General features: G+C 32.5%; 10 protein-coding genes and 1 CRISPR repeat array. All 10 genes read left to right on the top strand.

Annotated features, from left to right (window positions below; all coding sequences use genetic code 11):
* The first annotated feature begins 29 nt into the window (after positions 1 to 29).
* The 10 genes from ruvB to cas2 all read left to right on the top strand — a co-directional run bounded on the left by ruvB (position 30) and on the right by cas2 (position 10,592).
* Positions 30 to 1,046, top strand: coding sequence for a Holliday junction branch migration DNA helicase RuvB (ruvB, locus tag HNR32_RS10735; protein ID WP_183862517.1), 1,017 nt, complete (start codon positions 30 to 32; stop codon positions 1,044 to 1,046).
* A 220-nt stretch (positions 1,047 to 1,266) separates the two neighbouring features.
* Positions 1,267 to 1,869: an epoxyqueuosine reductase QueH gene (locus tag HNR32_RS10730; protein WP_183862515.1), complete on the top strand. Its 603-nt coding sequence runs from the start codon at positions 1,267 to 1,269 to the stop codon at positions 1,867 to 1,869.
* A gap of 502 nt (positions 1,870 to 2,371) precedes the next feature.
* On the top strand, positions 2,372 to 3,094 hold the full coding sequence (cas6, locus tag HNR32_RS10725) for a CRISPR-associated endoribonuclease Cas6 (RefSeq protein WP_183862513.1): 723 nt from the start codon (positions 2,372 to 2,374) through the stop codon (positions 3,092 to 3,094).
* Positions 3,095 to 3,111: 17 nt separating this feature from the next.
* On the top strand, positions 3,112 to 4,815 hold the full coding sequence (locus tag HNR32_RS10720; RefSeq protein WP_183862512.1) for a Cas8a1 family CRISPR/Cas system-associated protein: 1,704 nt from the start codon (positions 3,112 to 3,114) through the stop codon (positions 4,813 to 4,815).
* A 20-nt stretch (positions 4,816 to 4,835) separates the two neighbouring features.
* Positions 4,836 to 5,726, top strand: a complete 891-nt coding sequence (gene cas7i, locus HNR32_RS10715) for a type I-B CRISPR-associated protein Cas7/Cst2/DevR (RefSeq protein WP_183862509.1) — start codon at positions 4,836 to 4,838, stop codon at positions 5,724 to 5,726.
* Positions 5,719 to 6,441 carry a type I-B CRISPR-associated protein Cas5b gene (gene cas5b, locus HNR32_RS10710; RefSeq protein ID WP_183862507.1) on the top strand — a complete coding sequence of 241 codons (723 nt, stop codon included), beginning with the start codon at positions 5,719 to 5,721 and terminating at the stop codon, positions 6,439 to 6,441. Before cas7i ends, cas5b begins: the two co-directional genes overlap by 8 nt.
* Positions 6,442 to 6,505: 64 nt before the next feature.
* On the top strand, positions 6,506 to 8,794 hold the full coding sequence (gene cas3, locus HNR32_RS10705; protein ID WP_183862505.1) for a CRISPR-associated helicase Cas3': 2,289 nt from the start codon (positions 6,506 to 6,508) through the stop codon (positions 8,792 to 8,794).
* A 19-nt stretch (positions 8,795 to 8,813) separates the two neighbouring features.
* Positions 8,814 to 9,302, top strand: a complete 489-nt coding sequence (cas4, locus tag HNR32_RS10700) for a CRISPR-associated protein Cas4 (protein ID WP_183862503.1) — start codon at positions 8,814 to 8,816, stop codon at positions 9,300 to 9,302.
* Positions 9,303 to 9,316: 14 nt separating this feature from the next.
* Positions 9,317 to 10,309, top strand: a complete 993-nt coding sequence (gene cas1b, locus HNR32_RS10695; protein ID WP_183862501.1) for a type I-B CRISPR-associated endonuclease Cas1b — start codon at positions 9,317 to 9,319, stop codon at positions 10,307 to 10,309.
* A gap of 4 nt (positions 10,310 to 10,313) precedes the next feature.
* Entirely contained in the window at positions 10,314 to 10,592 is a 279-nt protein-coding gene (gene cas2, locus HNR32_RS10690) for a CRISPR-associated endonuclease Cas2 (RefSeq protein WP_183862499.1), read from the top strand.
* A gap of 186 nt (positions 10,593 to 10,778) precedes the next feature.
* Positions 10,779 to 16,166: direct repeats of the CRISPR family, unit length 30 nt; unit sequence GTTTGGAATCTAGCAGCATGTAATGTAAAT.
* Positions 16,167 to 16,306: the final 140 nt, after the last annotated feature.

Genomic DNA, 16,306 nt, shown 5'->3' with positions numbered 1-16,306 from the left:
TTAAAATGAATTGATAATAGGAGGTTGGCATGGAAAATAATGAAGATCGTATCATTGCAGGCTCAGAAAATGATACGGATACATGGCAATACAGCCTTCGTCCTAAAAAACTAAATGAATATATCGGACAAGATAAGGTAAAAGATAATTTAGAAGTATTTATTAAAGCGGCAGTATCACGCGAAGAAGCACTTGATCATGTGCTTTTATATGGACCGCCGGGACTGGGAAAGACCACGCTGGCTTCGATAATTGCCAATGAACTCGGTGTAAATTTTCGTGTTACTTCTGGCCCGGCGATCGAACGTTCCGGGGATTTAGCCGCGATACTTACAAATCTTACAGAAAAAGACGTTCTGTTTATTGATGAAATACATAGACTGTCACATAGTGTGGAGGAAGTACTGTATTCAGCTATGGAGGATTTTGCCCTTGATATTATAATAGGCAAGGGTCCATCAGCTCGTTCTATTCGCTTGGATATAGCACCGTTTACATTAATTGGTGCTACAACTAAGGCTGGAGCATTGGCATCACCGTTACGTGACCGATTTGGTGTAATATCACGCTTGGAATATTATGAGCCTGATGCACTTGTATTTATAATAAAACGATCAGCGGAGATACTTGGTATTGAAATAGAAGACCGCGGTGCCAGGGAAATTGCCAGACGATCACGTGGTACGCCACGTGTGGCCAATCGTTTATTAAAGCGGGTACGTGATTTTGCCCAGATAAAAGGCAGTGGGATTATCACTGATGAAATAGCCGATAAATCATTGGAACTATTGGAAGTAGACAAAGCCGGTCTTGATAATATAGATAGGCGGATGCTTGAGACAATGATTGATAAATTTAGTGGCGGTCCGGTTGGTGTGGAAACACTGGCGGCAGCTATCAGTGAAGAACGTGATACCATTGAAGATGTCTATGAACCATATTTATTGCAGCTAGGGTTTATTAATCGCACACCGCGTGGGCGTGTAGTTACTGTGCGTGGCTATGAACATATGAATATAAAAGCACCGCAAAAAGAAACTACATAAGCGCTTGATAAATAATAAAAACTGCCGTATTAAGCATTATGCTGACGGCAGTTTTATTTTGTATAAAGAAGTCCAGTGTTGATAATATATAGTACATTAAGGCTCCCCTGTATGCTATAGTTCTTTGCGCTTTAGCGCTTAGAAATATAGTACGCGGTGTGTGTGGAGCTGGCAGCGTAAGCTGACTGAGGGGTTAACAAATGTTTTACGAGGTAAAAAAATGAAGATACTACTACATATGTGCTGTGGGCCATGCTCATGTTATCCATTAAAAAAACTGCGCTCTGATGGACATGAAATCAAAGGATACTTTTTTAATCCTAATATTCATCCCTATAAAGAATTTAAACAGCGCTTTGAAACGGCATTGGAATTTGCTGAAAAAGTAAATATGCCGCTAGAAGTTGATAAAAACTATGATTTACGCAGTTTTTTGCAAAGAGCATTGACCGCCGAAAAAAGAGAAGAAACACTCACGGAAAAACCACGTTGCCGGATGTGCTATGCCTGGCGGTTGCATCAGGCAGCGATATATGCCAAAGAAAACGGCTTTGATGCTTTTACATCGACTTTATTTGTCAGTCCCTATCAATTGCATAATGTAATGAAAGATGTAGCGGAAAAGATAGCTAAAGCCGTAGGTATTGAATTTTATTATGAAGATTTCCGCACAGGCTGGGACGAAGGTGTAGAAATATGTCAGGAACTGGAATTATATCGTCAGCCATATTGTGGCTGTATTTTTAGTGAAGAAGAACGTTATAGCAATAGATGGAAAAAACAGCATAAAAAGAAAATGAAAAAATTGCGGGAATCAATGTAACTTTAAATAATATTATATATGGTTGACAATTATAAAGTGTACGAGTATACTTTTATAAAAGGTTGAGTTGTAATTTAATTGAGTATATTATAATGTAAATTATATAATATTATTGTGTTTTCATAAAAAATAATTGAATAGAACAAATTGTATTTTTATATTGTCTAATAATTTATTATTAGACAATATAAAAAAATATACAACCTTATATAATATTATTGTGAGATATAAAAAGGCGCTGTATAATAATATAAGAAAATTCTAAAATAATAATATAAATAAGGAGGTGACTGATATGCAATCAATCGAATTAACTATATTGTTACTGTCGCAGTTTTTATTATCCATAATACTATTTATTATGATAATAAAATAAAAAATCGCCATGGCAGAGTACCCAGCGATTAATTATAGTATAGATAAAGGGGTCCAGCCAATATCTATACTATAATTATAACAACGAAAAAACGAAAAAACAATTAAAATGTTAGGAGGTGAAAATATGAGAATACAATTAAAATTTTCTTTAAAAAAACTACAATTGCCTATAGACTATAGAGCAGCTTGCGTATCTTTTATGAAAGGTGCCTTAGATAATTATGATAAAAGATTTTTTGACTTATATTATAACAATGGTGCAAAAATAAAAAACTACGCTTTTTCTGTAAGAATTCCTAAGCCTGAATTTAAAGCAAATAAAATTATTTTAGCCACAGATAAGATTGAGCTTAATTGGTCGGCAGCTGATGAACGTGATGCCATTATCTTCTATAATGCTTTTTTAGGACGAAAAGATAAGATGTTTGAATTATGTGATGATAATGCCATGACTTTGGAGAAAATCCTTATTTTACCGGAACATAAAATTACTCAGACACAGTTAATTATAAAAATGTTGTCGCCATTTATAATACGTGTTCATAATAAAGAAAATAATACTAATCGTTATGTAAAATATGATGATAATGATTTTGCTGAGCAAGCCAAAGCAGCGATAACAGCACAGATTGCGATGATGGGATTAAGCACATCTTTATTAATTGGTTTTTCAATTACACCAGTGCAGGTCAAGAAATGTGTGGTGAAAACTTTTAAGCATACCTGTGACGGAACTATTGGTGTTTTACATTTACAAGGTAAGCCCGAGTTATTAAATATACTCTATAAAGCGGGGATAGGAGCAAATCGTTCGATTGGATTTGGCTTGTTTGAAAAAATTTACTAAGAAAGGAGGTTGAATTTGTGGATGAATATATAAGTTTTTATAGCAGTGATTTTTTATATAATGCTGGTATTGTCGGTTTTATTAAGCTATTGGAAACGGTGCAGGCTATTGAAGATGAGGATTATATATATGGCGGTAATGTATTTAAAGTAAAAAAAGAATTCTTCTTAAATACTAATTTAGCACAAGCCTATATTGATACATGCATAGAAAAATTTGCTATTTCTAGTGCTTATACAAGGCTATTAGGGGAAAATGTCGAAAAAATTAAAATGCTTACTGATAAATATGTTGAAGCGGAAGATAAAAGTATAAAAAAGGATTTGGATGAAGAATATAAGAAGTTACTTGATACTGCTGGTCTAACAAGAGCCAGCTATATAACAGCTTGTGCCATATTAAAAGATAAGAATATTAATTTAGATTTAAAAGCAGAATGCAAAAATATTAAAGCGATTAAAGATTATGGGGAAAAATATCAAGAAGTATTGAAGCTACAAAAAAAATTACAGGATAATAGTTGTCGTGAAACTTTCTTAATGAAAGATATTATGTATTCGCGGATAAATTCTATTTGGTCAGGTAAATCTTTCTTAAATAGAGCAAATGCCAAAAAAGATATCAAAGAAATTTATTACAGTGACTTTATTGAGCCAGTAATAAAATATTTGAAAGCACCACCTAAAGAAAAGAAAAGCAGCAGACATTGTATTGTTTGTGATGCGGTGATGTCCAAGCCAATTGATATATCATTTCTTAATGATTCAGCCGATGATATGAGCAGGAAAAAGTCAGCTTTTTGGAATTGTAAGCCTGATGCGCAGCTCTGTCCATTATGTGCTTTTATTTACAGTATGTCACCTTTAGGATTTACAGCAATGCAGCGGAATATGATGTTTGTCAATGACAATGCTGACATTGAAGGGATGAAGTCAATAAATGATGAGCTTGATGCATCGAGTGAATTGGAAAGTAATATAGAAGGCACAATCGGCTGGATGCGTATTTGGAATAAGATTGTTCAGAATATATTAAAAAGTAAACAAAAAGCACTTAGAAACATTCAGGTAGTAGTGCGGGAGAAAGATACAGAAAAATACAATTTTAATATTATTGCAAAAGATATATTAGAGTTATTAGAAAAATCATTAAAGTACATTGGCTACATTGGGAATAACTTTATAAAAACACCATCGGGAATCAGTGTTAATATTCAAGATGAGGTTTTAAAAAATATTTTTCGTCGAACTGATTTATATACCATGATGAATAAAATATTAAATTATGCCATAAGAGAAAATATCCAAGTAGAATTTCTGGATAATGTCTTGCAAATACAACATATGATAGTGGGAGGGAAAAAAATGGAGCAAAATTGTGTTACACAAGATGATATAACTAGTATAAAGGCAGCAGGTAAACAGTTACGCAGTTTCTCAATTGTTGATAAAAATGGAATGAATGCGGATGAAGATGGCAAATTAAGAGGTTATGCTTATAAGCTATTGGGTGCATTACGTGTAAATGATCAAGAAAAATTTTGGCAAATAGTAGCTCGTATGTACTTAAGCTATGGTAAAGCAATACCAGAAACCGATATTTTTTTGAAAGCGTTTAAAAATGAAGATAATTTTAAACAATTGGGGTATGCTTATATTTTAGGACTAAAAGATAATCATAAAGTAGAAAAAAATATTAAACAAGAAATTAGTGCTGAATAATGAAAGGTGGATTTACTATAATGAAAAAAAATGGGTTAACGGCAACTTTGATAATAGAAGCAGAAAGCGCTAATTATTCCGAAGGAATGGGAAATATAGCGGTATTAAAAAAATTGAGCAGAGCTGATAGAAAAGAATATACATATATTTCTCGACAGGCACTGCGCTATAATTTGATGAAAAATGCTAAATGGGATAATACTCCTGTGGTGGCATCGGGCAGTGGCAGTAAAAAAGTAGTTCAATTTGCGCCAGAGGCTACAATAAAAGATTATCCAGAAATTGATTTATTTGGTTATTTGAAAACAATTGCAAAAACAGATACAGAGAAGGGCGGATCAAATAAACGTGCGGCAGTAGTTCGTTTGAGCAATGCTATTGCCATGGAAGCTTACAATGATGATTTTGATTATATGACTAATATGGGATTAGCTGATCGTATTACAACAGAAAAAAATATAAATTCAATTGCCCAAAGTGAAATCCATAAATCGTTTTATACTTATACAATAACTATCGACCTTGATAAAATCGGCATTGATGAAAAAATAGAAATTGATAATAGTGAAAAAGCTAGTCGTGTGAAAACATTTCTAGATGGCGTGCAATTCTTATATCGTGATATCAAAGGGCGTCGGGAAAATATGAATCCAATATTTGCGATTGGTGGTGTATATAATCGTAAAAATCCTTATTTTGAAAATCGGTTAAAATTTGATTTTAAAAATCACTTGGCAGTAGATTGTCTGATTGAATTAATGCAAGACGATGATGTAAAAGAAAATACAGCAGTAGGCTGTTTAAGTGGCGTATTAGCAAATGAAAAAGAGTTAAAAGAAAAGCTTACAACCGATACTATTAGCATGTTTTTTACTAAGCTTAAAACAGAAGTGGATGCTTACTATGAATAAAGCTATTCGTATAAAATGTAGCCAGCAATTAGCTAATTATCGCAAACCTACCAGTTTTCTGATTAAGGAAAGTTATCCTTTGCCGCCATATTCAACGGTGATTGGTATGATTCATGTGGCTTGTGGTTTTACCGAATATCATCCCATGGACATAAGCATTCAGGGAAAATATCATAGTGCTGTCAGCGATATGTATACTAAATATGCTTTTGGTATACCCTATGAGGAAGCACGTCATCAGGACTGGGTAAAAAATAATGATAAAAAAGATGGAATAAATATTGGCATAGGCTATATTGAGCTTTTAAGTGATATAGAATTAGTTATTCATATAAAACCGGAAAATGAAGCTGATATGGAAATGATAAGACAGGGAGTATTATTTCCACAAAATTATTTATCATTAGGACGTCACGAGGATTTACTGCGTATAGATGAAGTGAAAATAGTAGATTTAAAACAATGGGATGATGATCTTCCATTAGAAAAATACGAAGCGTATATTCCTAGACAGTATTTAAATGAATTTGACTTAGAAGATATAGGAACAATGTATAAGTTGAATAAAACTTTCTATATTGATGGTCAGGGATTAAGACGCTGGGATAGAAAAATACAAGTTTCTTATACAGCGGTATCAAAAGAATTGGAATTTGATGCGGCAAAAGAAATAGTTTATATTGATGAAGATAATTTACCGGTATTTTTGGCATAAAAAAAGGCATTAGTATATAGAAGGTAATATACTAATGCCTTTTTTACAAAGGAGATTAATTGTTATGGCATATTGGGCCAAATCTGCGCCACAAATAACTATTGCAAGGCATACAATGGACTTGCAAAATATATGGCAGAAATTTTTAATTATATATCCCAAAATATTTACGCAAAATGAACAACAACTTATTTCAAAGGCAATTGAATATCACGATTTGGGTAAATTAAATGCACTGTTTCAAAGAAAAATACAAAATAATAAAATTAGAATTGAAGATGAAATGCCACATGGTTTTTTTAGTTGTGCGTATTTTTTTAGTCAAGATATTAAAAAAGAAATAAATAAAGATGAAGCACTAAAAACGGATATACGTATATTAATGACAGCAATATATAATCATCATACACGAGATGATTTTTGTAATACAGAGAAATTAAAAGATTATATAAATAGGTATTTGCCAGAAATATATATAGATGAAATCACTAATAAAGAATATAAAATGATGGATAATAGTGCTAAGTTTTTAAAATATATTATACCTGGGCTACGAAATAGAATTGATGGCGGTAAACCGATAAAGGCAGAGATATTATTAAAATATATAGTTATTAAAGGGATGCTGAATCGTATCGACTATGCTGCCAGTGGTGATATGAAAGAACTGGAAATTACTCCACCAGCAATAGATTTTTTAACAAAAAAAATAATAAACCAATTGAAAGAAAAAAACTGGCAGTTGCGACCGGTGCAAAAATATATGCAGCAACATAAAGATGATAATTTGGTAGTTATTGCCTCGACGGGCTGTGGAAAAACAGAAGCAGCTTTATTATGGCTTGATGGATATAAAACCTTTTATACGCTGCCATTAAAAGTATCTATTAATGCGATACATGACCGTATTTGTGATGACTATGGCTATGATAAAGAAAAAATAACATTATTGCATTCGGGATTATTTTCTTATTATTTAGAGCAAAATAGCGATAAAGAAAAAATAGAAGTGATAGAGGAAACATTAGAACGACAGAATAAAGCACGATTATTATCATATCCATTAACAATTTGTACTGTAGATCAATTATTTTATTTTGTCTTTAAGGCAGCAGGCACAGAAATGATTCCGGCAACACTTAAATATTCTCGGATAATAATTGATGAAATACAAATGTATTCACCGGATATATTGGCTTATATATTATGTGGATTGAAAACGATTACGGAATTAGGTGGCAAGTTTGCTATAATAACAGCGACATTCCCGCCAATTTTACAGGAAATTATGCGTGAAGAAAAGATAAAATTTATACCGCCGCAGGAAAAATATTTTGTTAAAGAATGTTCTGAACGGCATAAAATAAAATGTATCAATAGTGAATTTGATTATGAAAAAATATTTACCATGGGACAGCAACAGAAAGTATTAGTGCTTTGTAATACAGTAAAAAAAGCACAAGATACATATAATAAATTAAAAAGTTATAATGACGAATTTGAAGAAAAAGTAATAATAAAACTACTGCATAGCCGCTTTGTACGTAAGGATAGGGCTGCGTTGGAAAGAGCAATTAAAGAAGATGCTAAGAGCGATAAGCCGATTATTTGGATAAGCACCCAGATAGTTGAAGCCAGTTTGGATATCAGTTATGATGTTTTATTTACAGAAATGTGTCCGGCAGATAGTTTATTGCAGCGGATGGGACGTTGCTGTCGAACCGAGAAGTATGAAGATAAATATCCTGATGGACAGATTAATGTCTATATTTATAATACGGGAAATGGTATAGGCGAAAAATCGGTATATAAATTTACTGAAATAAATGATAATTCATGGCAGTTATTACAACAATATGATGGGGAAATATTTACAGAAAAAGAAAAATTTAAATATATTGATGCAGTTTATGCAGTAGACTCATTAAAAAACAGTCAATATTATTTACAAATAAAAAAGAACTTACAAACATTGAAAAAACTTTTATATAACTCCATAAATCAAGAACAAGCAAGAAAATTATTTAGGAATATTCAAAGCGTATCAATATTACCTGATGCATTGTTAACAGATAATACCGATTTGGAAAGTGCAATTGATTCATTGGAAAAAAGCAGAAAAATGACATTGCCAGAAAACATGCTTTTAGAAGAAAAAATACGCCAATATACTGTTGATATTCCGGCTAATACATTGTTTAATAATAGTCGTTATATAGATAAGTGCTTATTGAATAATAGTAAAAAATTAAATATACATAAAGCTTGGTGTAAATATGATTTTTCAGAAGCAGATAATACAGGAATAGGAATAGAAATCGATAAACCAGAAGATGAAAATAATATAATATAGTAAAATATGAGGGTTTATAATGAAAAAAATAACCGGTGTAATGTATTCTTATTATTTTTTATGTAAACGTAAATTATGGTTGTTTGCGCATGATATAAATATGGAACAGGAAAGTGAAGCTGTTTTTATAGGTAAGCTTATTGATGAATCTACGTATAAACGAGAAAATAAGCATATTTTAATCGATGATACTATAAATATTGATTACATTAATAATGGTATAGTTTGTGAAGTAAAAAAAAGCAAAAAAGAAAAGCAGATGGCAATAAATCAGATAAAATATTATTTATATATTTTACAGCAGCATAATTTAATGCATATAAAAGGACGCCTTGTTATACCTAAAGAACGTATTAGTGAAGATGTGGAATTAAGCGAGCAAGATAGCTGTCAAATAGAAGAAAATTTGCAGGCAATAAATGAAATATTAAATTTATCAGTTCCACCATCAACAGATAAAAAAGCAGCATGTAAATCGTGTGCATATTATGAATTTTGTTATATATAAAATAGGAGAAAACAATGGAACAATCATACTATATTTTTAGCAGCGGTGATTTAAAGAGAAAAGACAATACATTGCAGCTTTGTTTAGATAATGGACAAAATAAAGATATTCCAATAGAGCGAGTACGGGACATCTATGTGTTTTCTGAAATGAGATTCAATACTAAACTAATAAATTTTTTATCGCAAAATGGTGTAATAGTGCACTTCTTTAATTATTATGATTTTTATGCGGGAAGTTTTTATCCACGAGAAAGACAGGTATCGGGTTCGTTATTGGTTAAGCAGGTGGAACATTATACTAATGCTGAAAAAAGATTAATATTAGCAAAAGAATTCGTAACGGGAGCATACGAGAATATATACCGTAATTTGCGATATTATAATGGTCGGGGTAAAGATGTATCAGCAGTAATGGAGGAAATAAAAGCATTATACTCACATGTGAAATATTGTCAAAATGTCCAAGAGTTAATGGGGATAGAAGGCAATATCCGAAAAAACTATTATTCTGCGTGGCAGACAATAATTGATGTAGATATTAATTTTGAAAAGCGAGAGAAAAGGCCCCCTAAGAATATGATAAATACATTGATATCATTTATAAATTCAATAATTTATACGAAGGTATTGACAGAAATATATAAAACACAAATGAATCCGACGATTAGTTATCTGCATGAACCTTCAACCAAAAGATTTTCCTTATCATTGGATATTGCAGAAATCTTTAAACCGCTTATAGCAGATAGGTTGATATTTTCCTTACTTAATAAAAAAGTAATAACGGAAAAAGATTTTGACCAAGAGGTAGAATATATAAGAATGAAAGACAGTGTTGCTAAAAAAATTATGGCTGCTGTTGATGAATATTTGAACAAGACAATAAAACATAAAACGCTCAATAGGGATGTTTCATATCAACATCTTATGCGGCTGGAGGTTTATAAATTAATAAAACATTTAACTGGGATGCAAGAATATAAAGCTTTTAGAATATGGTGGTGATAATATGTATCTTGTTTTGGTTTATGATATCAATATGGAGGGAAATGGGCCTAAAATATTACGTAATGTTTTTAAAATCTGTAAAAAATATTTGACGCATATACAAAACTCTGTATTTGAAGGAGAATTATCGGAAGGTCAAATGATGCAATTAAAAATAGAAATAAAACAATACTTACGAGAGGATATGGATTCATGTATTATTTTTAAGGGACGTAATGATATATGGATGAAAAAAGAATTTGTGATAAAAGAAGAGGATAAGACAAGTACTTTTTTATGAGAGTAATTTTCTGTCGACCGATAATTAGGTAAAAATACTGGGGTAGCGACAGAAGCTTAGAAGCGCAGTAGCAAATATGTTTGTCTTAAAGTATAATAGCTTTATAATATTATTTTTATTGAAATATGTTAGAGCGACAAAATAATAGTTATAAGTATAGGAAATATGGGAGAACTTAAAAATCGAGTTTGGAATCTAGCAGCATGTAATGTAAATTAAATTACATATCCTTTATCGAATCTTCTAGAACTGTTTGGAATCTAGCAGCATGTAATGTAAATGAATCGGGCAGATCTGCTCCGATTGGAATATACCAAGTTTGGAATCTAGCAGCATGTAATGTAAATTCGCTTATCTGGTACCATGAACCTCTTGTTATGCCTTGTTTGGAATCTAGCAGCATGTAATGTAAATCAGGCTGAGATGTCACAGCGAGCAATCGAGGCGATTAGTTTGGAATCTAGCAGCATGTAATGTAAATTGCATACTGAATTTCATATACGGTAGCATCTATACCGTTTGGAATCTAGCAGCATGTAATGTAAATATGTGTATGTATGGCATTTGGTATAAAGTGTCTTCCGTTTGGAATCTAGCAGCATGTAATGTAAATAGATATTGACTTCAAAGGTGCAGACACAGATATATATGTTTGGAATCTAGCAGCATGTAATGTAAATTGTGGACAGTTTGTGGGGCCTGTATCATTTTTACGATGTTTGGAATCTAGCAGCATGTAATGTAAATAAGGAAACAATTCATTTAGTAAAAGGGGCATAAATCGGTTTGGAATCTAGCAGCATGTAATGTAAATTTATTCACGAATGCCGGCTGCAATTCAAATGATGGGTTTGGAATCTAGCAGCATGTAATGTAAATCAAGTATGGGCAAGAACATTATTATTTTAATTACTGGTTTGGAATCTAGCAGCATGTAATGTAAATGATGTTATAGGTGATTTTAGGAATATTCCTTTTAATGTTTGGAATCTAGCAGCATGTAATGTAAATCTATCATAATCTAATGTATCAGCTTCTTGTTGTGGTGTTTGGAATCTAGCAGCATGTAATGTAAATTTTCTTACTGCTGTTGATATGATATTTGCTATTCTGGTTTGGAATCTAGCAGCATGTAATGTAAATTAAGTAATGCATAAGTTTTGCCGCCACCAGCACTGCGTTTGGAATCTAGCAGCATGTAATGTAAATTAGTAAGCACTACTTTTGTAATCATCTGGGTAATCTTGTTTGGAATCTAGCAGCATGTAATGTAAATGCCAGCTAAAGCATTCTTAAAAGTCTTTTTAATGGTGTTTGGAATCTAGCAGCATGTAATGTAAATGATAATGGACGCGGTAAGAATGAATAATAATGCATAGTTTGGAATCTAGCAGCATGTAATGTAAATACACAGGTTTTGCATATGTCCGTTAAAGTCAACGGCGTTTGGAATCTAGCAGCATGTAATGTAAATATGCCAATATAATTTTTATCAACGTTTGATTGATGTGTTTGGAATCTAGCAGCATGTAATGTAAATTTGTAATTGTATTGTATTTATATCGTATATCTTTGGTTTGGAATCTAGCAGCATGTAATGTAAATAAGGCTCTGCCCTGCTTATTTTATTACCTGATATTGAGTTTGGAATCTAGCAGCATGTAATGTAAATATAGCTCATGTGCTTTATGCCTTGCGTATGATTCAGTTTGGAATCTAGCAGCATGTAATGTAAATCTATTATCACCTCTCAATATACCTGCAAAGTATTTGGTTTGGAATCTAGCAGCATGTAATGTAAATTGCAACTATATTAAAAAAGTTAGTCTTTTTATTTTCGTTTGGAATCTAGCAGCATGTAATGTAAATATGTTTGACACTGAAGAAACAGAATTGATACCAGCGCGTTTGGAATCTAGCAGCATGTAATGTAAATATCGTAAACAGAAAGTTGAATATCGTGGTCACAGTAGTTTGGAATCTAGCAGCATGTAATGTAAATTTATTATAATATATGAAGTCATTTATATTATGACCTGTTTGGAATCTAGCAGCATGTAATGTAAATTGAATTTATAGGGTTCATTTCAACAGGCAGTAGGTAGTTTGGAATCTAGCAGCATGTAATGTAAATTAAATTAACTTGTTGTTCCCCTTATACTCTTGCATGGTTTGGAATCTAGCAGCATGTAATGTAAATTAGCTACAACAACAGCAGTTAGCAAGATACATAATAGTTTGGAATCTAGCAGCATGTAATGTAAATAAACAGAAGTGTGGCCTGTGAAATTTCTTTTGTAAAGTTTGGAATCTAGCAGCATGTAATGTAAATAAAGAAATCTTAAGGAGCTTCAGACAATGATAAGCCGTTTGGAATCTAGCAGCATGTAATGTAAATCAGATATTCAGCCAACCATTACCACCACTACTATCGTTTGGAATCTAGCAGCATGTAATGTAAATTAATGAACGTCACTTTGAACATGTTACTTCTTCTGGGTTTGGAATCTAGCAGCATGTAATGTAAATTTGTAGACATTAAAGCACCGCTGGCTTTATAGTCATGTTTGGAATCTAGCAGCATGTAATGTAAATATATTATAATGAATATGGTCCTGATGGTGCACTTGTGTTTGGAATCTAGCAGCATGTAATGTAAATTCAAAATAATTACTGACAATATTTTCAGCATCGTTTGTTTGGAATCTAGCAGCATGTAATGTAAATTTGAAATAAATAAGCAAAGGAGCTGAACATATGCCCGTTTGGAATCTAGCAGCATGTAATGTAAATTCATAAAAATAACAATAGCTGGTAGCTCATATGTTGGTTTGGAATCTAGCAGCATGTAATGTAAATTATGCTTATATAGGCAAGTTAAAATTCGTGGCTTAGTTTGGAATCTAGCAGCATGTAATGTAAATTATAAATGGGGTTGGCTAACTTTAAAATGTAGTCTTGGTTTGGAATCTAGCAGCATGTAATGTAAATCTCATATAAGAGAAACAGATACTATGCGCCGCGCAGTTTGGAATCTAGCAGCATGTAATGTAAATGGACATATTATAGCTGTATGTAGGCTTGTCGATTGCGTTTGGAATCTAGCAGCATGTAATGTAAATCAGCTTAACAGCAAGCGCTTGCCGCTCCTGTTTACGGTTTGGAATCTAGCAGCATGTAATGTAAATTTTAAAAGCTTCATTTATTTATTCCTTTCATCATAAGGTTTGGAATCTAGCAGCATGTAATGTAAATGAATTTATTGATGACTGGTACACAATTAAAGTAAAGGTTTGGAATCTAGCAGCATGTAATGTAAATGAGGTTAGTCCGAGTATTAAGTTCTTAATACCGGTTGTTTGGAATCTAGCAGCATGTAATGTAAATAAATAGATTTAAACTGCGCTATAATGGCGTAGATTAGTTTGGAATCTAGCAGCATGTAATGTAAATGCATCTAATGCAGTAATGACCAAATTTCCATCATCAGTTTGGAATCTAGCAGCATGTAATGTAAATTCATTTGTGGTACGGATGGCCCATGCAGCATATCTAGTTTGGAATCTAGCAGCATGTAATGTAAATCGTTACCTCATGGTCATGTCTAGTTGCCACTGTGGCGTTTGGAATCTAGCAGCATGTAATGTAAATCTATCACCAGCAATAGCCGCTCCATGCCTACCAGCAGTTTGGAATCTAGCAGCATGTAATGTAAATTAAAGCTATGATGTCTCTAATATGTTTCTTGTCTTTGGTTTGGAATCTAGCAGCATGTAATGTAAATGGCGCTAGTTAAAGAATATCGTAATTGGGCAGACTTGTTTGGAATCTAGCAGCATGTAATGTAAATTATGATTATACAGGCCAGTTAAAATTCGTGGCTTAAAGTTTGGAATCTAGCAGCATGTAATGTAAATTCAACGGTATATTCTTTACCTATGTCGTACTGCATAGTTTGGAATCTAGCAGCATGTAATGTAAATAGATAACTAGAGATAATATTTTGGTATTCTTTTTTCAGTTTGGAATCTAGCAGCATGTAATGTAAATCCTTAAAGTATTAACTTATTAACACTTTAACGTACTGTTTGGAATCTAGCAGCATGTAATGTAAATTTTGAAGTGCGTAAGCGGTGGATATATGATAATCAAGTTTGGAATCTAGCAGCATGTAATGTAAATATAGCCATTAGGCACAGTCAAACCTGTCTTAGTAGCGTTTGGAATCTAGCAGCATGTAATGTAAATAAGGAATATTCCGAACAAAAAAGATGTTCTATCCGCGTTTGGAATCTAGCAGCATGTAATGTAAATTGGTACTGGCTTAATTACACAAGCACACTCACGATGGTTTGGAATCTAGCAGCATGTAATGTAAATGCAGAAAAGCAACCTTTCATATGGTCGGATGAACCAAGTTTGGAATCTAGCAGCATGTAATGTAAATGTTTATCAAGATGATAAGCGTAAAACTTTTCTATGCGTTTGGAATCTAGCAGCATGTAATGTAAATTACTGTGTATGAAGTTTGGTGCTACGGATGTTCTTTGGTTTGGAATCTAGCAGCATGTAATGTAAATATATATATGAGCACACTTCTTGCGCCTTATAGTTATGTTTGGAATCTAGCAGCATGTAATGTAAATTAGATAAAAGGGTGGAAGATATAACCATTACCTTAGGTTTGGAATCTAGCAGCATGTAATGTAAATGTGCTAGCCACTCCTTTATAGTCAGCGCTAGCCACTCGTTTGGAATCTAGCAGCATGTAATGTAAATATATTTATATCAGAAGGCTCTGATATAAACATTATAAGTTTGGAATCTAGCAGCATGTAATGTAAATTAGTATTCTTTTTTGTAGTTCTGATATGGGCTTAAGTTTGGAATCTAGCAGCATGTAATGTAAATTTTCAAGCGGTTTATTTACTCCTATTCATTATTAAAGTTTGGAATCTAGCAGCATGTAATGTAAATAAAATTTAGTATCACATAAGATTGAAAAATTGTACGGTTTGGAATCTAGCAGCATGTAATGTAAATGCAGCAGAACCGCAAAAAGAAGAATCAAATACTGTAGTTTGGAATCTAGCAGCATGTAATGTAAATTTTTATACTGCTACATATGTAATCATATGCATATATAGGTTTGGAATCTAGCAGCATGTAATGTAAATTAATGTCTCCTCGTCTTCCCTCACGTACCCATTCAAGTTTGGAATCTAGCAGCATGTAATGTAAATCTATAAAGCATACTTGCATGAGTAAAACCACCCATGGTTTGGAATCTAGCAGCATGTAATGTAAATATAAAAGAACAGCTTGAAAAATATGAACAAAAACGTGTTTGGAATCTAGCAGCATGTAATGTAAATATTGTAGAAGTAATACTTTCAATAGAGTAACCGTCAGTTTGGAATCTAGCAGCATGTAATGTAAATTGTAAATGTACTGGGTGTTATTCCGCACATTAGTACGTTTGGAATCTAGCAGCATGTAATGTAAATGTTTCTGCTATTGCTGGATTAGCTAGTGCTGCTATAAGTTTGGAATCTAGCAGCATGTAATGTAAATGCTAACAACTAATAAGAAATATTTGACAAGACCTAAAGTTTGGAATCTATATATAACGAACTAAAGAATTTTACAGTGAAATACAAAGCCGATCAATAACTTCTGCTGATTTTTTGTTAACTTCTTCAACAAATTTCTGA

Origin of the sequence: Pectinatus brassicae (assembly GCF_014201835.1) — a bacterium.
GTDB lineage: Bacteria > Bacillota > Negativicutes > Selenomonadales > Selenomonadaceae > Pectinatus > Pectinatus brassicae.
This window is presented reverse-complemented; position numbering and strand designations above follow the sequence as displayed.

Coding starts and splice junctions, on each gene's coding strand:
- ruvB (WP_183862517.1), top strand. CDS start 30: ATGGAAAATAATGAAGATCGTATCATTGCAGGCTCAGAAAATGATACG.
- HNR32_RS10730 (WP_183862515.1), top strand. CDS start 1,267: ATGAAGATACTACTACATATGTGCTGTGGGCCATGCTCATGTTATCCA.
- cas6 (WP_183862513.1), top strand. CDS start 2,372: ATGAGAATACAATTAAAATTTTCTTTAAAAAAACTACAATTGCCTATA.
- cas7i (WP_183862509.1), top strand. CDS start 4,836: ATGAAAAAAAATGGGTTAACGGCAACTTTGATAATAGAAGCAGAAAGC.
- cas5b (WP_183862507.1), top strand. CDS start 5,719: ATGAATAAAGCTATTCGTATAAAATGTAGCCAGCAATTAGCTAATTAT.
- cas3 (WP_183862505.1), top strand. CDS start 6,506: ATGGCATATTGGGCCAAATCTGCGCCACAAATAACTATTGCAAGGCAT.
- cas4 (WP_183862503.1), top strand. CDS start 8,814: ATGAAAAAAATAACCGGTGTAATGTATTCTTATTATTTTTTATGTAAA.
- cas1b (WP_183862501.1), top strand. CDS start 9,317: ATGGAACAATCATACTATATTTTTAGCAGCGGTGATTTAAAGAGAAAA.
- cas2 (WP_183862499.1), top strand. CDS start 10,314: ATGTATCTTGTTTTGGTTTATGATATCAATATGGAGGGAAATGGGCCT.